This is a genomic window from Loktanella fryxellensis, from assembly GCF_900110065.1.
Lineage (GTDB): Bacteria > Pseudomonadota > Alphaproteobacteria > Rhodobacterales > Rhodobacteraceae > Loktanella > Loktanella fryxellensis.
This window is the reverse complement of the sequence record NZ_FOCI01000013.1, coordinates 86,742-109,071: the sequence shown is the minus strand read 5'-3', so window position 1 is coordinate 109,071 and position 22,330 is coordinate 86,742. Positions and strand designations below refer to the sequence as shown.

25 protein-coding genes and 1 tRNA gene are annotated in these 22,330 nt (G+C 64.7%); 16 read left to right on the top strand and 10 right to left on the bottom strand.

The window, feature by feature from the left end:
- Positions 1–303: 303 nt before the first annotated feature.
- The 3 genes from BMX16_RS11420 (at position 304) to BMX16_RS11410 (ending at position 1,997) form a co-directional block, all read left to right on the top strand.
- A complete protein-coding gene (locus BMX16_RS11420; RefSeq protein ID WP_089903381.1) occupies positions 304–609 on the top strand; it encodes a hypothetical protein in 306 nt (101 codons plus the stop codon).
- Between the two features lie 828 nt (positions 610–1,437).
- Positions 1,438–1,743, top strand: a complete 306-nt coding sequence (locus BMX16_RS11415; protein ID WP_089903378.1) for a hypothetical protein — start codon at positions 1,438–1,440, stop codon at positions 1,741–1,743.
- Positions 1,744–1,811: 68 nt separating this feature from the next.
- Positions 1,812–1,997 (top strand): hypothetical protein, encoded by a 186-nt coding sequence (locus tag BMX16_RS11410; protein ID WP_089903375.1) that lies wholly within the window; start codon positions 1,812–1,814, stop codon positions 1,995–1,997.
- Here BMX16_RS11410 and BMX16_RS11405 read toward each other — a convergent pair whose 3' ends face one another.
- The 4 genes from BMX16_RS11405 to BMX16_RS11390 form a co-directional block, all read right to left on the bottom strand.
- Positions 1,998–3,368 (bottom strand): site-specific integrase, encoded by a 1,371-nt coding sequence (locus BMX16_RS11405; RefSeq protein WP_143058019.1) that lies wholly within the window; start codon positions 3,366–3,368, stop codon positions 1,998–2,000. It abuts the gene before it with no gap.
- Between the two features lie 8 nt (positions 3,369–3,376).
- Positions 3,377–3,910, bottom strand: a complete 534-nt coding sequence (locus tag BMX16_RS11400; protein ID WP_089903370.1) for a hypothetical protein — start codon at positions 3,908–3,910, stop codon at positions 3,377–3,379.
- 315 nt (positions 3,911–4,225) lie between these two features.
- A tRNA-Asn gene (locus BMX16_RS11395) sits at positions 4,226–4,300 on the bottom strand.
- 112 nt (positions 4,301–4,412) lie between these two features.
- Positions 4,413–4,952, bottom strand: coding sequence for a CBS domain-containing protein (locus BMX16_RS11390; protein ID WP_089903367.1), 540 nt, complete (start codon positions 4,950–4,952; stop codon positions 4,413–4,415).
- A 162-nt stretch (positions 4,953–5,114) separates the two neighbouring features.
- On the opposite strand from BMX16_RS11390, the gene BMX16_RS11385 reads away from it, so the two are divergent.
- The 9 genes from BMX16_RS11385 (at position 5,115) to BMX16_RS11350 (ending at position 12,359) form a co-directional block, all read left to right on the top strand.
- Positions 5,115–6,041, top strand: a complete 927-nt coding sequence (locus BMX16_RS11385; RefSeq protein ID WP_089903363.1) for an ABC transporter ATP-binding protein — start codon at positions 5,115–5,117, stop codon at positions 6,039–6,041.
- A complete protein-coding gene (locus BMX16_RS11380) occupies positions 6,038–6,799 on the top strand; it encodes an ABC transporter permease (protein WP_089903360.1) in 762 nt (253 codons plus the stop codon). The genes BMX16_RS11385 and BMX16_RS11380 overlap by 4 nt, the downstream gene beginning before the upstream one ends.
- Positions 6,800–6,874: 75 nt before the next feature.
- The gene (locus BMX16_RS11375; protein WP_089903357.1) at positions 6,875–7,669 is read left to right on the top strand and encodes a S49 family peptidase; all 795 of its coding nucleotides are present in this window, start codon (positions 6,875–6,877) and stop codon (positions 7,667–7,669) included.
- Complete coding sequence (locus tag BMX16_RS17625) at positions 7,669–7,836, top strand: hypothetical protein (protein ID WP_177174639.1); 168 nt, start codon at positions 7,669–7,671, stop codon at positions 7,834–7,836. Before BMX16_RS11375 ends, BMX16_RS17625 begins: the two co-directional genes overlap by 1 nt.
- 16 nt (positions 7,837–7,852) lie before the next feature.
- Positions 7,853–8,635 carry an SDR family oxidoreductase gene (locus BMX16_RS11370; RefSeq protein WP_281242597.1) on the top strand — a complete coding sequence of 261 codons (783 nt, stop codon included), beginning with the start codon at positions 7,853–7,855 and terminating at the stop codon, positions 8,633–8,635.
- Between the two features lie 333 nt (positions 8,636–8,968).
- Entirely contained in the window at positions 8,969–10,861 is a 1,893-nt protein-coding gene (uvrC, locus tag BMX16_RS11365) for an excinuclease ABC subunit UvrC (RefSeq protein WP_089903352.1), read from the top strand.
- 144 nt (positions 10,862–11,005) lie between these two features.
- Positions 11,006–11,668, top strand: coding sequence for a CDP-diacylglycerol--glycerol-3-phosphate 3-phosphatidyltransferase (pgsA, locus tag BMX16_RS11360; protein WP_089903349.1), 663 nt, complete (start codon positions 11,006–11,008; stop codon positions 11,666–11,668).
- Entirely contained in the window at positions 11,668–11,913 is a 246-nt protein-coding gene (gene moaD / locus BMX16_RS11355; protein ID WP_089903346.1) for a molybdopterin converting factor subunit 1, read from the top strand. The genes pgsA and moaD overlap by 1 nt, the downstream gene beginning before the upstream one ends.
- A gap of 2 nt (positions 11,914–11,915) precedes the next feature.
- Positions 11,916–12,359 (top strand): molybdenum cofactor biosynthesis protein MoaE, encoded by a 444-nt coding sequence (locus tag BMX16_RS11350; RefSeq protein WP_089903343.1) that lies wholly within the window; start codon positions 11,916–11,918, stop codon positions 12,357–12,359.
- Positions 12,360–12,389: 30 nt separating this feature from the next.
- Here the strand turns inward: BMX16_RS11350 and BMX16_RS11345 are convergent, their stop codons facing one another.
- Positions 12,390–12,974 (bottom strand): DNA-3-methyladenine glycosylase I, encoded by a 585-nt coding sequence (locus BMX16_RS11345; protein WP_245731500.1) that lies wholly within the window; start codon positions 12,972–12,974, stop codon positions 12,390–12,392.
- Positions 12,975–13,069: 95 nt separating this feature from the next.
- On the opposite strand from BMX16_RS11345, the gene BMX16_RS11340 reads away from it, so the two are divergent.
- From BMX16_RS11340 to phbB, 3 genes are all read left to right on the top strand, one after another.
- Positions 13,070–13,885, top strand: a complete 816-nt coding sequence (locus BMX16_RS11340; protein ID WP_089903340.1) for an EAL domain-containing protein — start codon at positions 13,070–13,072, stop codon at positions 13,883–13,885.
- A 105-nt stretch (positions 13,886–13,990) separates the two neighbouring features.
- Positions 13,991–15,166 (top strand): acetyl-CoA C-acetyltransferase, encoded by a 1,176-nt coding sequence (locus tag BMX16_RS11335; protein WP_089903337.1) that lies wholly within the window; start codon positions 13,991–13,993, stop codon positions 15,164–15,166.
- A 165-nt stretch (positions 15,167–15,331) separates the two neighbouring features.
- A complete protein-coding gene (gene phbB, locus BMX16_RS11330) occupies positions 15,332–16,054 on the top strand; it encodes an acetoacetyl-CoA reductase (RefSeq protein ID WP_089903333.1) in 723 nt (240 codons plus the stop codon).
- An 85-nt stretch (positions 16,055–16,139) separates the two neighbouring features.
- Here phbB and BMX16_RS11325 read toward each other — a convergent pair whose 3' ends face one another.
- Positions 16,140–16,307, bottom strand: a complete 168-nt coding sequence (locus BMX16_RS11325; protein WP_089903329.1) for a YdcH family protein — start codon at positions 16,305–16,307, stop codon at positions 16,140–16,142.
- Positions 16,308–16,503: 196 nt separating this feature from the next.
- The gene (locus BMX16_RS11320) at positions 16,504–16,719 is read right to left on the bottom strand and encodes a putative signal transducing protein (protein WP_089903326.1); all 216 of its coding nucleotides are present in this window, start codon (positions 16,717–16,719) and stop codon (positions 16,504–16,506) included.
- 69 nt (positions 16,720–16,788) lie between these two features.
- On the opposite strand from BMX16_RS11320, the gene BMX16_RS11315 reads away from it, so the two are divergent.
- Positions 16,789–17,787 carry a polyprenyl synthetase family protein gene (locus tag BMX16_RS11315; protein ID WP_089903324.1) on the top strand — a complete coding sequence of 333 codons (999 nt, stop codon included), beginning with the start codon at positions 16,789–16,791 and terminating at the stop codon, positions 17,785–17,787.
- Here BMX16_RS11315 and BMX16_RS11310 read toward each other — a convergent pair.
- The 3 genes from BMX16_RS11310 to BMX16_RS11300 all read right to left on the bottom strand — a co-directional run bounded on the left by BMX16_RS11310 (position 17,784) and on the right by BMX16_RS11300 (position 22,150).
- A complete protein-coding gene (locus BMX16_RS11310) occupies positions 17,784–18,659 on the bottom strand; it encodes a 4-(cytidine 5'-diphospho)-2-C-methyl-D-erythritol kinase (protein WP_089903321.1) in 876 nt (291 codons plus the stop codon). The genes BMX16_RS11315 and BMX16_RS11310 overlap by 4 nt on opposite strands.
- Positions 18,656–20,368, bottom strand: a complete 1,713-nt coding sequence (locus tag BMX16_RS11305; RefSeq protein ID WP_245731498.1) for a tetratricopeptide repeat protein — start codon at positions 20,366–20,368, stop codon at positions 18,656–18,658. The genes BMX16_RS11310 and BMX16_RS11305 overlap by 4 nt, the downstream gene beginning before the upstream one ends.
- A 135-nt stretch (positions 20,369–20,503) precedes the next feature.
- Positions 20,504–22,150 carry an electron transfer flavoprotein-ubiquinone oxidoreductase gene (locus tag BMX16_RS11300; protein ID WP_089903318.1) on the bottom strand — a complete coding sequence of 549 codons (1,647 nt, stop codon included), beginning with the start codon at positions 22,148–22,150 and terminating at the stop codon, positions 20,504–20,506.
- Between the last annotated feature and the right edge of the window lie 180 nt (positions 22,151–22,330).

The following is a 22,330-nucleotide window of genomic DNA, read 5'->3' as shown; positions in this document are numbered from 1 at the left end:
GAGCATCCGCTACCCGCGATGAAGTCCTGGACCTCTGTCATCGTTAAACCATCGCGGTCTGTCAGGCTGATCTTGAGAACCTAAGGCGTGACGTCATTTTTCAGTTCTCCCGTGAAATTGTTTTTCTTAAAGTCACCGCTTCGAAAGACGTGCGCCGTCACCTTGATTTGGTTGTTTCATCCCGACGGCGATAAGTCATTGTTTTCGTTTTGAATATGCCTTTGTTTCGATTGGGGTGAAATCTCCGCCCTCGGTCAACTCCTCCCGTACCGGTAAACTGAATTATCGAACCGAGGATCGGCCATGCCTGTGAAAACCATCTCTTACTCGATCCGCCAAGCCCCCGAGGTCGCCGCCCGGATCGACGACATGGCGAAGATGAACGGGTTCGCGACGAGGGCGAAGTTCATGTCGCACGCGGCTTTGACCTACGGAGGCGGTAAGGATGAGGCTATCGTCGCAGAACTGTCCCGGATCAGCTACGCGCTCCATCAGATCGACCGGGCAGCTACCGGACGGCTGCACCTTCTGAAGCCGCACGACATCGACGAGATCGGTCGCCGCGCCAAGGCCGCCCTGAACTCCGTTATCGTCCGGAACGCCGGATGAGACGGCATACCACTTTCCCCGACCAAGCTTACCCGATCCTGTCGTACCTGTCGAAGGACGGCCAGATCCTCTCCGGGTCGATACCAGTCAGGACATGGCGGCAGGCCTGCGACATGCTCCAGACGTTCGAAGCCCCAAGGGGAGCAGGCCTTGTCCACATGACGCTTTCAATGCCCGTCGGTCGGACCCTGACCGACGACGTTTGGCTCGCCGTTGCGCGCAGGGTTCTGACCGCTAGTGGGCTGCCGTCCGAAATGGTGCCTTGGGTGATGTGGGGCAGGGAAGCCACCCGCTGCGATCACATCCATATCGTTGCCGCACGTCAGACCTACACTGGTCGCCATCTCGAGATCGCGACGTCGGTCCGCGAAACGGATCGCATCGAGCGCGACGTGTGTCAGTTCCTCGGACTGCCGGAACCCGCGTGGCGGCCCGATCCGGAACTGGTTCTGACGCCTGCCGTCTCCGATCGAGCGCGCCGGAAATCCGGACAGGCGGCAAGGTTCGGGGACGATTTGAATGCGGTCATGTCCACGTCCCGACCTGTCACATTATCCGAACTCAACGATGCCTTGCGGGCCCGAGGCTCTCCCTGGTCCCTGATCGTTTCCAACGACAGTCCCGGTCTGCTGATCCCGCGAAATATCCTGACCGGCAAAGCGATCAACCCGAGGCTCGCGGGCAGCGCATTCTCGTCGGCGTTGATCCTGCGACGTCTCGCGCTGGCCGCGCGCCTTCAGGCGATGGCGTTGAGCATCGTTCTCCGCCGGATCGCCGAGGCGATCTGTAAACTCCCTGATTTTACCTTCACCCTGAAAGGACCCTCATATGACCGAACTGACCACGGGCTACGAACGCACGCACGCGATGCTCGACAAGACGCGGGAGGACGTGCGGCGGCTGCACCCGCTGCTCCAGCTCCTCGAACCCGACCAGGCGGACATCACGACGGAGTTCGCGATGCGCCTGATCACGCTCCTGGTCGAAGTCGAGGAGCGACTGACGGAGCAGACGGCGGCGTTCATGGTGCAGACGGCGGAAATGTCCGGGCTCCGGACTCAGCTGGACGGCCTTCAGTCCGACCTGGCATTTCTGATGGGGAGCGACGTTCTCGGGGAGCATGGATCATCCTGATTTACAGGCTCGCCCGTCGTGCCGGCCTGCACCTTCGGCATCGGTTCGTCGCAGGCGACACCGCGATCATGATGATCGGGGCAGCCGGGGAGCGCGCGATCCTCGACATGAAGGAACACGTCGTCATCACAGGTGACGAGGATCTGTCCGGAAAGTGGTCCGATGTGCTCGACGGCATTGTCCAGGAGGCGGGCTGCAAGGTGGAGGTGATCCCGGACACCCCCAAGCAGACCGACGACCCGATGCCCCGCTGATCAGAACAGCCGAGGTAGCTGCCTGATCGCTTCGACTTTCAACGACAATGGGGCATCGCCACGATATACGGCGGTGTTGATGGCCTCTCCTTCGGACTGCACATGGCCGATGATGTCGAACCGGACGGGGTCGATGATGTCCGGGGCATAGAGCATGAAGTCGTTCACGTAGTGACGCAACGAGTGCATGCAGAGCCGCCTCGGATTGCCGTCGAGCACTTTCTTCAAGGCCGTTGTCCACATGTAGTCGATCGCTCCGCCGAACTTGTCGACCATCAATGTCGGGTCCGGACAAGCTGCGCGGCGGGATCCCTTGCGTGGCGTCGGAACGATGTCCGGCAACAGCAATTCCGCGCCGCGCTTTTTCATCTCTGTGGCGTATTCGCAGAAACCGAGTTCGACGAGGTGCGGGTGGATGGGTACGATCCGCGTCTTCTTGCGACGCTCGTCAGTCTCACCGGGTTCTTCACCTTTGATCGTGCGATACCGGTTAGCCTGAGTGACGATGCAGGGATAACCTTCGATATCCCGGACATCGCTTGCCGCGAGCCCTGCGATCTCTGCGCGCCGCGCCCCGGTATAGGCGAGGACGAGGGGGATCCAGTAACGGGAATCCCGGACGACAACCGATCCGGGCGTATGGCGATTGCCCCGGCTTTGGCCCCCTTGCCACAGGCTGTGGGCGAAGACCGCCTTCAGCTCCTCGATGGAGAAGACCGCGCGCTGCTTGTGCTTCGCGCCCTTGCCCTTGGCCTTCGGTTTGACCTTTTTGATGTTGAGGCCGGGGTCCAGATTATGGCCTTCGGACGCCGCGCGCTCCAGCAGAAGCTCGATCGACTTGATGTGGCGCTGGCGGGTGGTGACGTGGATTCCCTTTTTGAAGTCGGGCATGAAACGCGCCTGCTCCATGATCTCTTCGATGGTCCTTGTGCCGTCCGCCGCAGATCGCATGAAGTGGACGGGGAAAGCGGTGAGGGCATCCCGGAACGCCGAGAGATGATGCTGACGGATGTCATTGACACGCTGAACGCTTGTGATCAGGCAGAACAGACGGAGGCTTGCGGCACGCTGAGCGACCGTTTCCCTGCTCAACCCGTCGGTGATCGCCATGCGCCAGTACACACCGGCAATGTCCGGGCCATCGACAACTTTTTCGTGGTGTCGCGCCACTCCTTCGGCTTGGGCCTGTTGCGCACGAAGTGCGTCGATCGTCAACGGCTCTTGGATTTCGTCGACGCCGGGCGTGAAGCTCATCTTGCGTTCGTCCGGGATGATGCGGATCGCGCGGGCAGGCTCAATCGATTGTGTAGGAAGCTGCTTCGGCAGCACCGCGACCGGCGATTTGGTGAGGGTGGCGGGTGTCGCGGTCACGGTTTCGGTCAGGACTTCACGCACTGCGACAGGGGCGGTGTTTCTCTCGGGTTGATGAACGTCTTGGCGAGATCGGCATAGACCTGCGCACGCAGGTCCCGGCAATCCTGCTCGGCGTCCAGGGCTGCGAGCCGTGCCTGCAGGTGGGCCTCGATGATCTGATATTCGTGTTCGCGCGACGCAGCCTTGACGCCGGTGGCGTTTTCGAAGTCGCTGATCACGCGCCGGCGCTGATCCTGGTCGCGCAATCCCCGGACATCATTCGCGTAAAGGGCCACGGCACCCTTCACTTCATCCGCGGTCCACGACGGATCGATCCGCGCCGGTTCGAGAGCGGGCGCGATACCGTCTTCGACCAGTGCCCGCAGGACCGCACGCTGCACGCGATGGGTTGCATGGGGCGAGGTCCTGCGCCCGGACATCCGTTCCATCCGCAACTCGCGGCGCAGGTCGTCGATGATCACCTGCATCCGCGTCTGGATGTAGGATGCAATCAGCTCTTCCGGCAGCGGATGAAGCAAAAAGGTGAAGGCGTTCAGCATGGCGTCGAACTCTGTCGTCAGTGTTCTGGACCAAGTATGCGCCGCTTTTTCATCTGTCGTCCCCAGTGCCACCTGCACCGAGCGGATAGATGTGGATAACCCCGGGATCCGGCGCCTGAAGTGAAAGTGGCGTCCTTGGCGAAAAAGGTATCTGGGGTGATGCATCTTGCCCTCCTAGAGAGGGCACCCGGACCGGACCTGTGCAACCGAGGTGTCTGCCGTGTGCAACCTGTGTGCAACATCGGCGGAGATGCCGGTCAAAACCATCGGAGCTAAACTCCGAAGTTGAGCTATTTCAACACCTTGAAGGGGAATTGGCTCCGACGGTAGGGATCGAACCTACGACCAATTGATTAACAGTCAACTGCTCTACCGCTGAGCTACGTCGGAAAACCTGTGGGTGCTATAACGACCGTCCCACAGGGCGTCCAGAGCGAAATGCAGGAAATTTCACCGGCGCCCGTCATGTCACGCAACGGCGGCCATGACGGTCCGGGCAGGCTCACAGCATGCTGACGACGATCACCATGATGATCGAATACAGCGCGATGCCGCCGCCAATCAGGAAATAGGGCCAGTTCCGCGTCACCGTCGCGGTCGCCATCGCGCGCGCCTGATACACGAGGTCCGGCCAGTTGTAGGACACGAAATCGCCCTGGGTGAACACGGCCTTGATCCGGCCTTCCGAATCGACGACGGGCAGGCGACGGAAACGCTCGTTCGACATGATCCGCATCCAGTCGATCAGATCGTCGGTTTCCCGGGCCAGACGCGGCTCCGCGGTCATGATGTCGCTCAGCTTCGTCGTGCGGGAATCGAGGCCCTGCGCCACCAGCTTGTTCATCACGTCCCGCTCGGTCACCACGCCGATCACCTTGTCGTCGGCGTCCACGATCATGACCGAGCCGTAATTCTTGTCGGACATGGCCCGCACCGCGTCATAAACGGTGACATCGGGGCCACGGGTCAGGGGGCGGGGCTTGGACTTGTATTCCGGCCGATCCATCAGCCGGTGGCCGGGTCGGGTGTCGCTGTCAGCCATGTCGGATCCTCGCTTCGATGTTGCGTTCCCTTTCGACTATAGGCGCGCCTGTCGTTACGGCAAGCCGCACGGGAGGTGTGCGGCGCGGGGACTATGCGCGGGCGGCGCTGCGGGCTACATCGCAGTCAGACCGCGCCCCGTGCGTCATCCCAAAGGAACGCCATGCCCGCCATCGTCTCCGTCAGGAACCTGCGCAAGACCTACGACACCGGGTTCGAGGCGCTGAAGTCGATCAACCTCGAGATCGAGCAAGGCGAGATCCTGGCCCTGCTGGGCCCCAATGGCGCGGGCAAGACCACGCTGATCTCTGCGATCTGCGGCATCACGGTGCCCACATCCGGCACGGTCAGCGTCGGCGGTTTCGACACGCTGCTGGAATACCGTCAAGCGCGCAGCCTGATCGGCCTCGTGCCGCAGGAAATCAACCTCGAGCCGTTCGAGACGGTCCGCGCCACAGTCGCCTTTTCGCGCGGGCTGTTCGGCAAGCCGCGCGACGATGCCCGCGTTATGGCGATCCTGAAATCCCTGTCGCTGGACGACAAGGCGAATGCACGCGTCAAGGAACTCTCCGGCGGCATGAAACGCCGCGTGCTGATCGCCAAGGCGCTGGCGCATGATCCGCGCGTGCTGTTCCTCGATGAACCCAGCGCCGGGGTCGATGTGGAATTGCGCCGCGACATGTGGCGCGTGGTGGCCGACCTGAAGGCCACCGGCGTCACGATCATCCTGACCACCCATTACATCGAAGAAGCCGAGGCGATCGCCGACCGCGTCGGCGTCATCGCCAAGGGCCAGATCCTGCTGGTGCAGGACAAGGCCGAGATGATGGCGCAGATGGGCAAGAAACAGCTGCGCGTCGCCTTGACCCGGCCCGCGACCGCCATCCCCGCCGCCCTCGCGCATTACCACCTGACGCTGGAGGACGAGGGCCGCACCCTCGTTCACACCTATGACGCGCGGCAGGAACGCACCGGCATCCGCACCCTGCTGAACGATCTGGACGCGGCAGGCCTGCAGATGGCCGACCTGCAGACGCAACAAAGCTCGCTCGAAGACATCTTCGTGGGCCTCGTGAAGGACGACGCATGAACCTGACCGCCATCAAGGCCATCTACCGATTCGAGATGGCGCGTTTCTTTCGCACCCTGACACAGTCGCTGATCTCTCCGGTGCTGTCGACCTCGCTCTATTTCGTGGTGTTCGGCACCGCCATCGGCAGTGCGATCGAGACGGTCGAGGGGGTCAGCTACGGCGCGTTCATCGTGCCGGGCCTAATCATGCTGTCGGTCATGACGCAGGCCACCAGCAACGCAAGCTTCGGGATCTACTTCCCCAAGTTCATCGGCACGATCTATGAACTGCTGTCGGCCCCGGTGAACTTCATCGAAATCACCATCGGCTATGTCGGCGCTGCGGCGACCAAGGCGCTCTTCATCGGCACGATCATCTTCGCCACGGCGTTCTTCTTCGTCGACGTGACAGTGGCGCATCCGGTCTGGATGGTGGCCTTTCTCGTGATGACCTGCATCAGTTTCGCGCTCTTGGGGTTCATCATCGGCATCTGGGCTGGCAATTTTGAGCAGTTGCAGCTGATCCCGCTGCTCATCATCACGCCACTCGTGTTTCTTGGCGGGTCGTTCTATTCGGTCAGCATGCTGCCGCCCGTGTGGCAGACGATCACCATGTTCAACCCGGTCGTCTATCTGATCTCAGGCTTTCGCTGGGCGTTCTTCGACACCGCCGACGTGCCGGTGGGCCTTTCGCTGGCGGCGATCAGCCTGTTCATGGCGGCCTGCCTTGCGGCGATCTGGTGGATCTTCCGCACCGGCTGGCGGATCAGGCAGTAACGGGCGCCAGTGACGGGCGTGGTGCCGCAGGCCGCGACCCTTGTTGCCCTGCACCGGGTGCCCTAGATCGGCGGTATGAAACTGAAAATCCCGTTCCTGAACCGGCCCCCCGTGGTCAACGTCGTCCGCCTGCAAGGGGCGATCACTACCGCCGGGCGGGGCCTTGACGACGCCTCCCTCGCAGCGCCGCTCCAGCGGGCCTTTACCAAAGGCAAGCCCGTCGCCGTCGCGCTGCAGATCAACTGCCCCGGCGGCAGTCCCGTGCAGTCGTCGCTGATCGCTGCACGCATCCAGCGGCTGAGCGTCGAACACAAGGTCCCTGTCGTGGCCTTCGTGGAGGATGTGGCCGCCTCCGGTGGCTACTGGCTGGCCTGTGCGGCGGACGAGATCCATGCGGACGTGGGCTCGCTCATAGGGTCGATCGGCGTCATCTCTGCGGGATTCGGCTTCCACGACCTGATCGGGCGCTACGGCGTCGAACGCCGGGTGCACACGGCTGGCACGTCGAAATCCATGCTCGACCCGTTCCGCCCCGAAAAGCCCGATGACGTGGCCAAGCTGGAAGGCTGGCTCGATGATCTGCACGGCATCTTCATCGCCTATGTGAAATCCCGGCGCGGGGCGCGGCTGGCCGACGATCCTGCCATCTTCTCGGGCGAAGTCTGGGTCGGCGAAAAGGGCCGCGCCAAGGGTCTGATCGACGGCATCGGCCACATGATCCCGGTGATGAAGGCCCGCCACGGCGATACCGTGCAGTTCCGCCGCTACGGCCCGAAACGGTCGTTCCTGTCGCGGTTCAGCGCGCGGATCTTGGGCGATGCGGTTGCTGGCCTCGAGGATCGCAGCGCCTTCGCGCGGTTCGGCCTGTAATGCTGATCAAGGTCGCCGTCGTCTTTCTGGTGTTCATCCTGATATTGGGGATGTTCGGCAAATGGCGCTATCCGGGCCGCGCCCGTCTGGCGGCGGCGAAATGTCCGCACTGCGGACGCTACAACCTTGGCAAATCGCCCTGTGCCTGCGGCCGGGGGCGGCCATGACGACACGGAAAGGGTGCTGACGATGACGGCATTGGTGACGGGGGCAGGGGCCCGGTTGGGACGTGCGATGGCGCTGGCCCTTGCGGATCAGGGGCATGACATCGCCGTTCATTATGCAGGGTCCGCAGAGGGTGCGGAAGAAACCGCCATGATGGTCCGCGCCAAGGGTCGCAGGGCGGTGACGTTGCAGGCCGACCTGTTGGACGAGGATGCGACGCATGGTCTGGTCGGACGCGCCACCGCCGCCCTGCGGACGCCGCTGACGGTGCTGGTCAACAACGCCTCGATCTTCGAGCATGACGACATCGCCACGGCGACCCGCACCAGCTGGGACCGCCACATGGGATCGAACCTGCGCGCGCCATTCGTGCTGACGCAAGGGTTCGCAGCACAGGTGCCCGACCCGGTGACCGACGCGCACGGCGAACCTGTCGCGCAGGGGCTGGTCGTGAACATGATCGACCAGCGCGTGCACAAGCTGACGCCGGAGTTTATTACCTACACGTTGGCGAAATCTGCCCTCTGGACGCTGACGCGCACCGCCGCACAGGCGCTTGCCCCGCGTGTGCGCGTGAACGGCATCGGTCCCGGTCCAACGCTGAAGGGCGCGCGCCAGTCGGAGGATCATTTCGCCCGTCAGCGCGCCGCCGTGCTGCTGGGGCGGGGGGCCGATCCGGACGACATCTGCGCCGCCCTGATCTATCTGCTGCACGCCAAGGCCGTCACGGGGCAGATGATCGCGGTGGACGGTGGGCAGCATCTGGCCTGGGCCACGCCTGATGTGCTGGGTCTCGAATAGGTTGAGACCTGCGCGAGTTATACACGCTGACACGCGGGCCGTGGGCGGGTGCCGGATTAACGCAGCGTCAGGCAATCTTCATAATTCCTTCATAATTATTTACAACAAAATCAACGCGTTGTAAAAATGCCTATTTATAAGGCACACTGATGAACGGCCCGCAAAACAAGGAGAAAACGACCCTCACAAGAAAGTGCCCCCCGAGTTACCCACAGTTTCGGTGGATGCCTTATGTCTTGCCGGGCAGCCCCGCGTGTTGCAGCGGGACGCAGAATCGGCGACCACCGTACCCACGCCCTGCCTGCCCTCATCCTTCCCGACGGACACCGCCTGATGACAGACCCCACGACGACCGGACCCGAGGCGCAGCCGGCGCAGAAGCCGTTGACCGGCTATGCCTGCATCGCGGCTTTCGTGCGGACGCTGGACTCCTCGCCGGGCGTCTACCGGATGCTCGATGGCGAAAGCCGGGTGCTCTATGTCGGCAAGGCCCGCAACCTCAAGGCGCGGGTCAGCAACTATAGCCGTCCCGGCCCCCATTCGGGCCGCATCGCGCGAATGATCCGCGAAACTCAGTCGATGATGGTGCTGACGACGCGCACGGAAACCGAGGCGCTGCTGCTCGAACAGAACCTTATCAAGCAGTTGAAGCCGCGCTACAACGTGCTGCTGCGCGACGACAAGTCGTTCCCGAACATCCTCGTCACCACGGGCCACGACTGGCCGCAGATTCGCAAGCACCGCGGGGCCAAGACCGACAAGGGCGCGTATTACGGCCCCTTCGCAGGCGCCGGGGCGGTAAACCGCACGCTGAACCAGCTGCAGCGCGTGTTCCTGCTGCGCAACTGCTCGGATCAGGATTTCGAGACGCGGACGCGGCCCTGCCTGCAATACCAGATCAAGCGCTGCTCCGGTCCCTGCTGCGGTAAGGTAAGCCGCGAGGATTACCAAGGCGCCGTGCGTGACGCGCAGGCGTTCCTGTCGGGCCGCACCAAGGGCATACAGGAGGCGTTGGCCACCGAGATGGCCAAGGCGTCAGAGGCGATGGAGTTCGAACGCGCCGCCGCCATGCGCGACCGGATCAAGGCGCTGACGCAGGTGCAGACCGCGCAGGGCATCAACCCCAAGGGGGTGGAGGAGGCGGACGTGATCGGCCTGCACATCGACGGCGGGCAGGCCTGCGTGCAGGTGTTCTTCATCCGCGCCAACCAGAACTGGGGTAATCACAACTACTACCCCCGGATCAGCGGCGACGAGGATGCGTCCGAGGTGATGGAAGCCTTCGTCGGCCAGTTCTATTCCGACCGCGAACCGCCGAAGATGCTGATCCTGTCGCACGGCCTCGACAGCGACGACCTGATGGCGCAGGCGCTGGCCGAAAAGCTGGGCCGCAAGGTCGAGATCATCGTGCCGCAGCGTGGGGAAAAGGCGGAGCTTGTGCAGGGTGCCCTGCGCAACGCGCGCGAAAGCCTCGCGCGCAAGATGAGCGAGACGGCGACGCAGGGCAAACTGCTGAAGGGTCTGGCGGAGGTTTTCGATCTGCCGAAGGTGCCTGCGCGGATCGAGGTCTATGACAACAGCCACATCCAAGGCAGCTTCGCCGTGGGCGCGATGGTCGTGGTGGGGGCCGACGGCTTCGACAAGAACCAGTATCGCAAGTTCAACATCCGCGGCGACGACCTGACCCCCGGCGACGACTTCGGCATGATGAAGGAGGTGCTGACCCGCCGCTTTCAGCGCCTGCTGAAGGAGGACCCCGAACGCAAGGCGGGCACGTGGCCCGACCTGTTGCTGATCGACGGCGGTGCCGGACAGGTGAGTGCCGTGCGCGAGATCATGACCACGCTCGGGGTCGGCGATGTGCCGATGGTCGGCGTGGCCAAGGGCATCGACCGCGACGCGGGCAAGGAGGAGTTCCACCGCACCGGCAAGCCCGTGATGGCCCTGCGCCACAACGATCCGGTCCTCTATTTCGTGCAGCGGATGCGCGACGAGGTGCACCGTTTCGCCATCGGCACCCATCGGGCCAAGCGCGCCAAGGCCATCGGGGCGACACCGCTGGACGACGTGCCGGGCGTGGGGGCGGGGCGCAAACGCGCGCTGCTGGCGCATTTCGGGTCGGCCAAGGCGGTGGCGCGCGCCAACCTTGCGGACCTGACGGCAGTCAGCGGCATCAGCCAGACGCTGGCACAGACGATCTACGATTACTTCCATGCGAACGGCTGATCCCGGCCGTACGGGCGGATGGGGGGCCAGCCCCCCGTCGCAAGGCTCCTCCCCCCGGGATATTTTCGACCAGAAGACGACCCGGAGGGCGGTCACGTCGCGCGTCGTCTGGTATCGTGTGCGGGTGCGGGCTAGGGTGGGGACATGAATATGAACCTGCCCAATATCCTCACGATCCTGCGGCTGCTGGCAGCCCCCGGCGTCGCAATCATGTTCCTGTATTTCCAGCGCCCCTGGGCGGACTGGTTCGCCCTCGTGCTGTTCGTCGGCGCGGCGCTGACCGATTTCGTCGATGGCTACCTTGCCCGCGCGTGGAAACAGGAAAGCCGGTTCGGCGCAATGCTGGACCCCATCGCCGACAAGGCGATGGTGGTGATCGCGCTGCTGGTGATCGCCGGCTTTTCAGGGATGAATCCGTGGATCCTGCTGCCCGCGACCTTCATCATCTTTCGCGAAGTCTTCGTGTCTGGCCTGCGCGAGTTCCTTGGCGCCAAGGCAGGGCTGCTGAAGGTCACGCCGCTGGCCAAGTGGAAGACGACCGCACAGATGGTCGGCATATCGCTGCTGTTCGCGACAGGTGCGTTCGAACATTACCTCGGTCTGGATACGCTCGGGATGGACCGGGCGATGCGCGACGCGGTTCTGGCGGGCGACATTCCGGCGGGACTCGGGCTGGAATGGAAATACTGGGGCATGATGCTGAGCTGGTATGCGGGCATCACCGTCCTGTGGATCGCGGGCGTCCTGACGCTGGTGACCGGGTTCGATTATTTCCGCAAGGCGCTGCCCTATCTGAAGGACGCGTGATGGACGTGCTGTATTTTGCATGGGTGCGCGAACGGATCGGCGTGCCGTCCGAGCGGATCGAGACGGGGGCCGCGACGGTCGCCGACCTGGTGGCAGAGCTGAGCGCCCGCGAAGAGCGGTATGCGGCTGCCTTTGCCGACACGGCTGCGTTGCGGGTGGCACTGGATCAGACGCTTGCGACATTCGACGCGCCGCTGGCGGGCGTGCGTGAAGTGGCGTTCTTTCCGCCCATGACGGGCGGCTGACGGTGGCGGTGCGGGTACAGGCCGAGACGTTCGATGCGGGGGCAGAGCTGAATGCCTTCAGCATCGGCGCACAGGGGGCCGGGGCCGTGGTCAGCTTTACCGGGATCGTGCGCGACGTGGCTGGCGGGCTGCGCCACATGATGATCGAGCATTATCCCGGCATGACAGAGGCCGCGATTGCAGCCATCGTGAAACAGGCGCAGACGCGATGGGCCTTGACGGACGCGCTGGTGATCCACCGCCACGGCATCCTGCCGCCCGGTGCGCCGATTATGATGGTCGCCACCGCCGCCCCGCACCGGGCTGATGCCTTTGCCGCCGCCGATTTCCTGATGGACTATCTGAAATCCCGCGCGCCCTTCTGGAAAAAGGAAGTGTCCGCGACGGGCGCCGCCTGGGTCGCGGCACAGGATGCGGACGAGGCGGCATTGGACCGCTGGCGCTGAACCTTGTCCGCAGATACGACGCGCGGCCCGTCAGGCTTTCGTCAACGGATCGTGGCAATGGCAGGTCACGACATGATCGTTCACCAGACCGCAGGCCTGCATCACCGCATAGGTGATCGTCGGTCCGCAAAAAGTGAACCCCGCCGCCTTGAGGTCTTTCGACATGTGCTGCGACAGCGCCGTCTGGGCCGGCACGTGGGCCAGCGTGGCGCGGTGCGGCTGCAGCGGCACGCCGTCCACGTAATCCCACAGGAATGTGGCAAAGCCTTGCTGCGCCTCGATCCGCTGCCAGGCGCGGGCGTTGGCGATGGTGGCCGCGATCTTGCCCCGGTGGCGCACGATGCCGGGGTCTGCCAGCAGGCGGGTGATGTCATCTTCGCCCCACCCGGCGATCACGTCGGGATCGAACCCGGCAAAGGCGCGGCGGAAATTGTCGCGCTTCTTCAGGATCGTGATCCATGACAGCCCGGCCTGAAAGCCGTCGAGGATCAGCTTTTCCCACAGGGTGCGGCTGTCGCGTTCCGGCACGCCCCATTCGGTGTCGTGATACGCCTGATAAACCGGGGTATCGCCAGCCCAGCCGCACCGGGCCACACCGTACGGGTCGGATGTCATGGCAGGATCCTTTCGGGCAGGAGGAGGGGCGGCGCTTAACCCGGTGTTAGGATGGCGGCTGCAAGGTGACAAGGCCCCGGTCAGGATCAGATGCCATGCCGCAGTCCCACGTCAGTGCCTTGCCAGACGGCGAACAGGACTATGCCGATCCGTTGCAGTTCGCCTTTGCGAGCCGCGATGCGGATACGCCGACGCTGGTGACGCGGGCGCTGGATGCGGGCCGCGCGCAACTGGCGTTCCAGCCCATCGTGCTGACCGCGACCCCAGGCAAGGTGGCTTTCTACGAAGGGTTGATCCGCCTGCTCGACGACGCCGGGCGGGTCATCCCGGCCGCGAACTTCATGCCGCAGGTTGCCGATTCGGCGATCGGGCGGCGGATCGACACGCTGGCCCTGCAACTGGCGCTGCGGATGCTGCGCCTGCATCAGGGCATGCGGCTGTCGATCAACGTCTCGGCCCGGTCGTTGGCCGACTGGCGCTGGCGCCGCACGCTGGAGGCGGGTCTGGTGGAACACGGCGCGCTGGGCCAGCGCCTGATCTTCGAGATCAGCGAAACCTCGGCGATGCACCTGCACGAGGTGGTCATGGGGTTCATGGAGGACATGCAGCCCCGTGGCGTGGCCTTTGCGCTGGACGGGTTCGGCGGCGGGATGACGGCGTTCCGCCACCTCAAGGATTTCTTCTTCGACATGGTCAAGATCGACAAATCCTTCGTCAAGGGAATCGCCGGCGACCCGGACAATCAGGTGCTGGTCGAGGCGCTGGTGACGGTCGCCCATCAGTTCGAGATGTTCGCCGTCGCCGAAGGGGTCGAAAATGCCCGCGACGCGGCATGGTTGCAGGGCATCGCGGTGGATTGCCTGCAGGGCTACCATTTCGGGGCGCCGAAGTTCGAGATCGACGAACGCTAGACGTTGCCCTCTCGTTCGGTGCGGCCTAGGCTCCGGCCAAATCCGCGCCGGGTGCGATCATGGTGTGCCCGTCGCGCGGTTCCATACCGCATGAAAGGGTATCTGATGACCAATGTCGTGATCGCGTCCGCCGGACGCACCGCCGTCGGCAGCTTCCTCGGGTCTTTCGCCAACACTCCGGCCCACGATCTCGGCGCTGCCATGCTGAAGGGCATCGTGGAACGCGCGGGCATCGATCCGTTGGAGGTCAGCGAGACGATCCTGGGGCAGGTGCTGACCGCCGCACAGGGTCAGAACCCCGCGCGTCAGGCGCATGTCAACGCGGGTCTGCCGATTGCGGCCTCTGCCTGGTCGATCAATCAGGTCTGCGGGTCGGGCCTGCGCGCGGTGGCCATCGCGGCGCAGCACATCCAGCTCGGCGACGCCACCATCGTCGCCGCCGGCGGGCAGGAGAACATGTCGATGTCGCCCCACGCCGCCAACCTGCGGCAAGGCACCAAGATGGGCGATGTCAGCTACATCGACACGATGATCAAGGACGGGCTGTGGGACGCCTTCAACGGCTATCACATGGGTCAGACCGCTGAAAACGTGGCAGAAAAGCACCAGATCACCCGCGAGGCGCAGGACGAGCTGGCCGTGGGGTCGCAGAACAAGGCCGAGGCTGCGCAGGCCGCCGGCCGCTTCAAGGACGAGATCATCCCCTTCACCATCAAGACCCGCAAGGGCGAGACGGTGATGGAGACGGACGAGTACATCCGCAGCGGTGCGACGATGGATGCGATGGCGAAACTGCGCCCCGCCTTCACCAAGGACGGCACCGTGACGGCGGCGAACGCATCGGGCTTGAACGACGGCGCGGCCGGCGTCATTCTCATGACGGCAGACGAGGCCGAACGGCGCGGAATCGAGCCATTGGCACGGATCGTGTCCTATGCGACGGCGGGCCTCGACCCGGCGCTGATGGGCCTCGGCCCGATCCACGCGTCACGCAAGGCGCTGGACAAGGCGGGCTGGGCGCCCGGCGACCTCGATCTGGTCGAGGCGAACGAGGCGTTCGCCGCACAAGCCTGCGCCGTGAACAAGGAGATGGGTTGGAACCCGGCGATCGTGAACGTGAACGGCGGCGCCATCGCCATCGGTCACCCCATCGGCGCGTCCGGTGCGCGCATCCTAAACACCCTGCTGTTCGAGATGAAGCGGCGCGGCGCCAAGAAGGGTCTGGCGACCCTGTGCATCGGCGGCGGCATGGGCGTCGCCATGTGCGTCGAACGCTCCTGATCCACGGGGTGCCGATCCACGGCAGCGGGGCCGCATCCCTTGGGGTGCGGCCCCTTTGCGTGGCCCGGCCCGCCTGTCGCGGTCATCTTGCCGATCTCGCCGGAATGCACTGGACGCAATTTTATTGCGCTTTAGACTGCACTTAGGATCAGGGAGGATCGAACAATGGCAAGAGTGGCACTCGTTACAGGCGGCACGCGGGGCATCGGTGCCGCCATCGCGATGGCATTGAAGGAGGCGGGCTACACGGTCGCCGCGACCTATGCGGGCAACGCGGAAAAGGCACAGGCATTCGGCGACGCAACGGGCATCGCGACCTATAAATGGGACGTGTGCAGCTATGATGCGTGCAAGGCCGGCATCGCAGAGGTCGAGGCGGCGCACGGGCCCATCGACGTGCTTGTGAACAACGCCGGCATCACCCGCGATGCGCCGTTCCACAAGATGACGCCGGACCAGTGGAACGAGGTGATCGGCACGAACCTGTCCGGCGTGTTCAACATGACCCACCCGGTCTGGCCGGGCATGCGTGACCGCAAGTTCGGGCGGATCATCACCATCAGCTCGATCAACGGGCAAAAGGGACAGTTCGCGCAGGTGAACTATGCTGCCGCCAAGGCCGGCGACATCGGATTTACCAAGGCGCTGGCGCAAGAGGGCGCACGCGCCGGCATCACCGCCAACGTGATCTGCCCCGGCTACATCAACACCGACATGATGAGCACGATCCCTGAAAAGATCATGGACCAGATCGTCGGCGCAATCCCCGTGGGCCGTCTGGGCGAGCCGTCCGAGATTGCCCGCGCGGTCGTGTTCCTTGCGTCGGACGACGCGGCATTCATCACCGGCGCGACGCTGTCGGCCAATGGCGGGCAATACATGGCCTGAGACGCAAAATGGCCGGGGTGCGCTACGCACTCCGGCCATTCGTCATGGGATCGGCAGTCGCGGCAGAACCGCGTCTGGGATGATATCAGTGGGTGGAAAACTTGCTGATCTGTTCCTTCAGCATCAGTTTCTGCTTTTTCAGGCGCGCGATTTCCAGATCGTCTGTGGCGGGGCTGCGCTGCAGCGTCTCGACCGCCGTGGACAGGGTCTGGTGCTTCTTCTTCAGTTCCTCGACGTGCGAACTCAAGCTCATGGTCGGCTCCCTCTTGCTGTCATTGAACAGTTACATTGCAGCACGACAGCGGCCCTGTGTCACCACATTAGGTCGTGATCGGTTAATCGGGCGGCAATTTGCGCAACAACTGGCAATGTGCGCCTGTGATATGGGCAACATTTTGCGAGTTCCGCTGCACAAGTAACAGATGGCCGCAATCCGCGATTCGTCTGCCTCAGGACGAGACGTCGATTTCGGCGTCGCGCATCACGGCGCGGGCGATGAACAGGTCGCGGTCCGCGACCATCACGCGACGCGGCAATATGCCGAGGCTGCCGTCGAGGATGCTCATGTTTACGTCGAAGTGGAAACAGGTTATTCCTTCGGCGTCCAGAAGGGCGGTCGCAAGGGCGATGACGGTCGGGTCATTGGTGCGCAGCAGTTCTTTCATGGATGCCAGTCCTAGGCTGCCTGCGCCGCCTTGTCCATGAACGCCCATCAGCCCCCGGATATGTCCCCCATGAGCCTCGATCACGCCGCGACAAAGCCCCATGAACGTCTGGCCGCGGCCCTGACCGATGACATGGCGGCGGTGAATGCGATGATCGCCGCACGCATGGCGTCCGAACACGCGCCCCGCATCCCCGAGGTGACGGCGCATCTGGTGAATGCGGGCGGCAAGCGTCTGCGCCCGATGCTGACGCTGGCGGCGGCGCGGCTGTGCGGTTACGACGGCCCCTATCACATCCATCTGGCTGCGACGGTGGAGTTCATCCACACCGCGACGCTGCTGCACGACGACGTGGTGGACGAGAGCGACAAGCGGCGCGGGCGGCCTACGGCCAACCTGCTGTGGGACAACACGTCATCGGTGCTGGTGGGCGATTATCTGTTCGCGCGCAGCTTTCAGTTGATGGTGGAAACCGGCAACCTGCGCGTGCTCGACATCCTTGCCAACGCCGCCGCCACCATCGCCGAAGGCGAGGTGCTGCAAATGACCGCCGCGCGGAATACCAGGACGACCGAGGACACCTATCTCAAGGTCGTGCGCGGCAAGACGGCGGCGCTGTTCTCGGCGGCCACGCAGGTCGGCGGTGTGATCGCAGCAGCACCCGAGGATCAGGTGGCAGCATTGTTCGCCTATGGCGATGCGCTGGGCATCGCGTTCCAGATCGTCGACGATCTGCTGGACTGGCAGGGCGACGCGGGCATCGGCAAGAACACCGGCGACGATTTCCGCGAGGGCAAGATGACCCTCCCGGTGATCCGCGCCATCGCCGCTGGCGACGAAGGCGAGCGCGCGTTCTGGGTTCGCACGCTGGAGAAACGGTCGCAGGAGGCCGCCGATCTCGATCACGCCCGCGACCTGCTGGCGCGTCACGGCACGCTCGACAGCACGCGGGCGGATGCGCTGATGTGGGCCGCACAGGCAAAGGCATCGCTGGACGCGCTGCCCGACGCACCGATCCGCACCATGCTGGCGGATCTGGCGGATTACGTGGTCGCCCGACTGGTCTAAAGCACGGCCCCGGCCCGCAGCACACCGGCAGGGGCCACCCACCAGCCGGAGCTGCCGATCTGCACCGCGCGGGCGGCTTGCCGCGCCGACGCCATGTCGGCGACCAGACCCCAACATGTGGCACCAGAGCCCGACAGGCCCACGGCCTTGACGGCGGGCAGACTGCGCAACCGGTCCAGCACCGCGTCGATCTGGGGGGCGATGACGCGCGCCGGGGCCAGCAGGTCGTTGCGCTGTTGGTTCAGCCACGCGGCCAGGCCGTCCACGTCCATCCCGTCCGGCAAGGCCTTCATCCCGGGATTGTCGCGACATTCCAATGCCTTGAACACCGCAGGCGTCGGCGTGTCGTGGCGCGGGTTGACCAGCACCAGCGCACAGTCTGGCAGGGCGGGGGCCGGCTGCAGCAGCTCGCCCACGCCGCCCATGCGCAGGGGTGCGGGTGCCGCAAGACAGGCCGGCACATCCGCCCCAAGGGCCAGCACCGCCGGATGATCGCCGGGCAGGGGGGCCACGTTCCAGAACGCCGCCAGCACCCGCAGCGTCGCCGCGGCATCGGCAGAACCACCGCCGATGCCGGCGGCATGGGGCAGATGCTTGTCCAGCACGATGGCCGCACCCCGGTCCACGTCACGGGCCTTTGCCAGCGCGCGGGCGGCGCGCATCACGAGGTTGCCGTCGTCCACCGGCACGCCGGCGGCGAACGGGCCGGTCACCGTCAGCCGCAATTCCGGGCTGGGTGTCACGGTGATCCGGTCGCCCTGATCGACGAACACCACCAGCGAATCAAGCAGGTGATACCCGTCGTCCCGTCGTCCGGTGACGTGCAGCGTCAGGTTGATCTTGGCGGGTGCGGTCGTCGTCAGGCGGCTCACGGCTCCGCCTCGGCGGCGGTCTCGCTCAGCGGTGGTTGGCCTTCATCGGCCAGCACCGCATCCAGACCCCGTTCCAGTTTGGCCCTGATCCGCGTGGCCAGATCGGCGTCCGGTTCGAAGGACAGGGCGCGCTGCCACTGGAACTGCGCCTCGCGCACGCGGCCCACCGCCCAGTAGGCGTCGCCCAGATGGTCGTTGATCGTGGGGTCCGCCGCCTCCAGCTCTGCCGCGCGTTCCAAGGGGCCGACCGCTTCGGCGTAGCGGCCGAGCCTGAAATAGACCCAGCCGAGGCTGTCCACGATGGCGCCGCTGTCGGGGGCGTCGGCCACGGCGCGTTCGATCATGTCCAGCGCCTCGTCCAGCTTCTCTCCACGTTCGACCAGCGAATAGCCGAGGTAGTTCAGCACTTGCGGCTGATCCGGTTCGATGGCGAGGGCAGCACGGAAATCGGACTCCGCCTCTGGCCACATGTCGCTGGCGTGATAGGCGATGGCGCGGGTGTAATGCACGATCCAGCGCGTCGGATCGGTCATGGAATAAAGGTCCAGCGCGCGCGAATAGGCGGCAATGGCACCGGGGCGGTCATCGGCATCGTTCAGCATGTCGCCAAGGCGCGCATGGACGAAGGGTAGATCGGGCGTCGCGCGGGCGAGGGCCTGCGCGACCTCTACCGCGACCGACACGTCACCGGCCCGGCGCAGCGCGTCGACCCGGCCCAGTTCCGCATTCACGAAGTTCGGATCGTCCTGCGCCACGCTGGCAAAGGCCGCCCCCGCCAGATCGAAGCGGTTCAGGTTCTGCAGCAGTTCTGCCGACAGCAGTGCCGCATCGGCGCTGCCCGGCGTCAGATATTGCGCCACGCGCGCATATTGCAGGGTATAGGCCTCTTCCGCCTCGGTCGCGAGCAGGCTGGCGATCATGAAGGCGGTCTCGGCCACCCCGTCGCGCGCGCCCGTCACCACGTCGAACGGCACCGCGCCGTCCGCCGCCAACTGGTTGCGCAGGGCCACGATGGCCGGGTCCAGCGTTGCACCGAAGGCATCGTCGAGCACGGCCAGCGCATCGGCGTTGCGGCCCAGTTGCGACAGCACCTGCGCATGGGCGATGGTCGCGCGCGGGCCGAATCCGGCGGACCCGTTGCCGGATGCGGACAGGATCGCCAGCGCCCCGTCGTGGTCGCCCACGGACCCCAGCGCCAGCGCCTTGTGGAACTGGCCGTAGGCGGCCATCCCGTCCGTCGCCGTGACGGTGTCGAAGGCCGCCAGCGCCGCCGTCATGTCGCCTGACCCGACCAGCGCCCACGCCAGCACCAGCCCGTCGAACAGGGGGCTGACCGTATGGTCCGCGGCAAGGTCAGCTTGGATCGTGGCCCACTCGTCGCGGGCGGCAGCCACGGCGGCCAGCACCTTGTTGCCAACCTGACTCTCGAATCCCGCCAGCCGCATGGTCTGCGCGGTCGCCTCGGCTGCCTCGAAGTCACCAAGGGCGACCTGAGCCACCGCAAGGCTTTCCAGCATCTGCGGGTTGCCCGGATCGCCGCCGAGCGCCTCTGTAAACCACTGGGCGGCGGCGGCGAAATCGCCGGTGCGGGCCGCGTTCGCGGCAGCAAGGTACGCGCCCGGGTCACTGGTGTCGGACGGCTGCGCGTGCAGCATATGGCCGGACATCAGGACGCACAGCGCGGCGCCAAGGGGGATCAGTCGTTTCACGTAGGGGGTGCCGCCTGTGACAATGTTCAGGCCCGCAGCCTACGGACGGCGGCGCTCCTGTGCAATCGCAGCATCCTCACAGGGGGTTGATCGGGCGGTGCTCCGCCCGATCCTGCGCGAGATCATGGTCACACGTCACATGTTGGGATAGTTCGGTCCGTCGCCGCCCTGCGGGACGGTCCAGACGATGTTCTGGCTGGGGTCCTTGATGTCGCAGGTCTTGCAGTGCACGCAGTTCTGAAAGTTGATCTGGAACCGCACGGCGTCGCCTGTGCCCACGAATTCATAGACGCCGGCCGGGCAATACCGCTGCGACGGTCCTGCATATTCGGGCAGGTTGACCGCGACCGGAATGCCCGGGTCCTTCAGCTTCAGATGCGATGGCTGGCTTTCCTCGTGGTTGGTGAAACTGAACGCCACGTTGGTCAGCCGGTCGAACGACAGTTTGCCGTCCGGTTTGGGATAGACGATGGGCTTGTGCTTGGCCGCCTTTTCGGTCGCCTCGGCGTCGGATTTGCCGTGCGACATGGTGCCGATGAACGAGAAACCCAGTGTATTCGTCCACATGTCGAGGCCGCCCATCACCAGCGACGTGGCCAGGCCATACTTCGACCACAGCGGCTTGACGTTGCGGACGGGCTTCAGATCCTTACCCACGGGACCCTTGCGCAAGGCGGTGTCGTACTCGCTCAGCGTGTCGCCGGACCGTCCTGCGGCGATCGCGGCGTGGGCCGCCTCGGCGGCATGGATGCCGGACAGCATGGCGTTGTGGTTGCCCTTGATGCGCGGCACGTTCACCAGACCGGCGGAACAGCCAAGCAGCGCACCGCCCGGAAAGGCGGTCTGCGGGATCGCCTGATAGCCGCCCTCGTTGATCGCGCGCGCGCCATAGGCGACGCGTTTGCCCCCCTCCAGCAGTTCGGCCACCATCGGGTGATGCTTGAAGCGCTGAAACTCCATGTAGGGAAAGACATAGGGGTTCGCGTAGTTCAGATGCACGACGAACCCGACATAGACCTGATTGTTGTCGAGGTGATAGATGAACGACCCGCCGCCCGCGTTCTTGCCCAGCGGCCAGCCCATCGTGTGGGTGACTGTGCCCGGCTTGTGCTTGGCGGGGTCGATCTCCCAGATCTCCTTCATGCCGAGGCCGTATTTCTGCGGCCCCGATTTTGCGTTGAGCGCGTATTTCGCGATGACCTGCTTGGACAGCGAGCCGTGCACGCCTTCGCCGAGGAAGACATACTTGCCGTGCAGTTCCATTCCGGGCTCGTAACCGGGACCTTCGGTGCCGTCCGGGTTGCGCCCGAATTCACCGGCGACGACACCCGCGACGCGGCCATCCTCGCCCCAGACGATCTCCGAACAGGACATGCCGGGGAAGATCTCCACACCCAGCGCTTCCGCCTGTTCGGCCATCCAGCGGCAGACGTTGCCCATGCTGACGATGTAGTTGCCGTGGTTGTTCATCAGCGGCGGCATCGGCCAGTTCGGGACACGGATCTTGCCCGCCTCGCCCAGGATGTAGAAGTTGTCTTCCGTCACCTTCACGTCGATGGGTGCGCCGCGGTTCTTCCAGTCGGGCAGCAGCCGGTCGAGGCCCACCGTATCCAGCACGGCGCCCGACAGGATATGCGCGCCGACCTCCGACCCCTTTTCCAGCACCACGACGCTCAGGCCCGCATCCAGCTGTTTCAGCCGGATCGCCGCCGACAGGCCCGCAGGCCCAGCGCCCACGATGACGACATCGTAGTCCATGGTTTCGCGCTGTGTCTGGGTCATCGGATCGTCCTCTCACGCCTGCGAAAATACTGCGGCCGTGGTTACAGGACCGGCCACCGCCCGGCAACCGCGACACCACGTAAAAACACCCCGCCGCGCCGTCATGGCGCATCCCGCGCCGGTCCGCCGTTGCGGGTGCGGGTTTCGCATATCCGGCACAAGTTGAGGAAACATTGCTGC

What these genes read in the sequence shown, in the direction of transcription:
- BMX16_RS11420 (WP_089903381.1), top strand. Translation starts at nt 304, where the DNA reads ATGCCTGTGAAAACCATCTCTTACTCGATCCGCCAAGCCCCCGAGGTC.
- BMX16_RS11415 (WP_089903378.1), top strand. Translation starts at nt 1,438, where the DNA reads ATGACCGAACTGACCACGGGCTACGAACGCACGCACGCGATGCTCGAC.
- BMX16_RS11410 (WP_089903375.1), top strand. Translation starts at nt 1,812, where the DNA reads ATGATGATCGGGGCAGCCGGGGAGCGCGCGATCCTCGACATGAAGGAA.
- BMX16_RS11400 (WP_089903370.1), bottom strand. Translation starts at nt 3,910, where the DNA reads ATGCTGAACGCCTTCACCTTTTTGCTTCATCCGCTGCCGGAAGAGCTG.
- BMX16_RS11390 (WP_089903367.1), bottom strand. Translation starts at nt 4,952, where the DNA reads ATGGCTGACAGCGACACCCGACCCGGCCACCGGCTGATGGATCGGCCG.
- BMX16_RS11385 (WP_089903363.1), top strand. Translation starts at nt 5,115, where the DNA reads ATGCCCGCCATCGTCTCCGTCAGGAACCTGCGCAAGACCTACGACACC.
- BMX16_RS11380 (WP_089903360.1), top strand. Translation starts at nt 6,038, where the DNA reads ATGAACCTGACCGCCATCAAGGCCATCTACCGATTCGAGATGGCGCGT.
- BMX16_RS11375 (WP_089903357.1), top strand. Translation starts at nt 6,875, where the DNA reads ATGAAACTGAAAATCCCGTTCCTGAACCGGCCCCCCGTGGTCAACGTC.
- BMX16_RS17625 (WP_177174639.1), top strand. Translation starts at nt 7,669, where the DNA reads ATGCTGATCAAGGTCGCCGTCGTCTTTCTGGTGTTCATCCTGATATTG.
- uvrC (WP_089903352.1), top strand. Translation starts at nt 8,969, where the DNA reads ATGACAGACCCCACGACGACCGGACCCGAGGCGCAGCCGGCGCAGAAG.
- pgsA (WP_089903349.1), top strand. Translation starts at nt 11,006, where the DNA reads ATGAATATGAACCTGCCCAATATCCTCACGATCCTGCGGCTGCTGGCA.
- moaD (WP_089903346.1), top strand. Translation starts at nt 11,668, where the DNA reads ATGGACGTGCTGTATTTTGCATGGGTGCGCGAACGGATCGGCGTGCCG.
- BMX16_RS11345 (WP_245731500.1), bottom strand. Translation starts at nt 12,974, where the DNA reads ATGACATCCGACCCGTACGGTGTGGCCCGGTGCGGCTGGGCTGGCGAT.
- BMX16_RS11340 (WP_089903340.1), top strand. Translation starts at nt 13,070, where the DNA reads ATGCCGCAGTCCCACGTCAGTGCCTTGCCAGACGGCGAACAGGACTAT.
- BMX16_RS11335 (WP_089903337.1), top strand. Translation starts at nt 13,991, where the DNA reads ATGACCAATGTCGTGATCGCGTCCGCCGGACGCACCGCCGTCGGCAGC.
- phbB (WP_089903333.1), top strand. Translation starts at nt 15,332, where the DNA reads ATGGCAAGAGTGGCACTCGTTACAGGCGGCACGCGGGGCATCGGTGCC.
- BMX16_RS11325 (WP_089903329.1), bottom strand. Translation starts at nt 16,307, where the DNA reads ATGAGCTTGAGTTCGCACGTCGAGGAACTGAAGAAGAAGCACCAGACC.
- BMX16_RS11320 (WP_089903326.1), bottom strand. Translation starts at nt 16,719, where the DNA reads ATGAAAGAACTGCTGCGCACCAATGACCCGACCGTCATCGCCCTTGCG.
- BMX16_RS11315 (WP_089903324.1), top strand. Translation starts at nt 16,789, where the DNA reads ATGAGCCTCGATCACGCCGCGACAAAGCCCCATGAACGTCTGGCCGCG.
- BMX16_RS11300 (WP_089903318.1), bottom strand. Translation starts at nt 22,150, where the DNA reads ATGACCCAGACACAGCGCGAAACCATGGACTACGATGTCGTCATCGTG.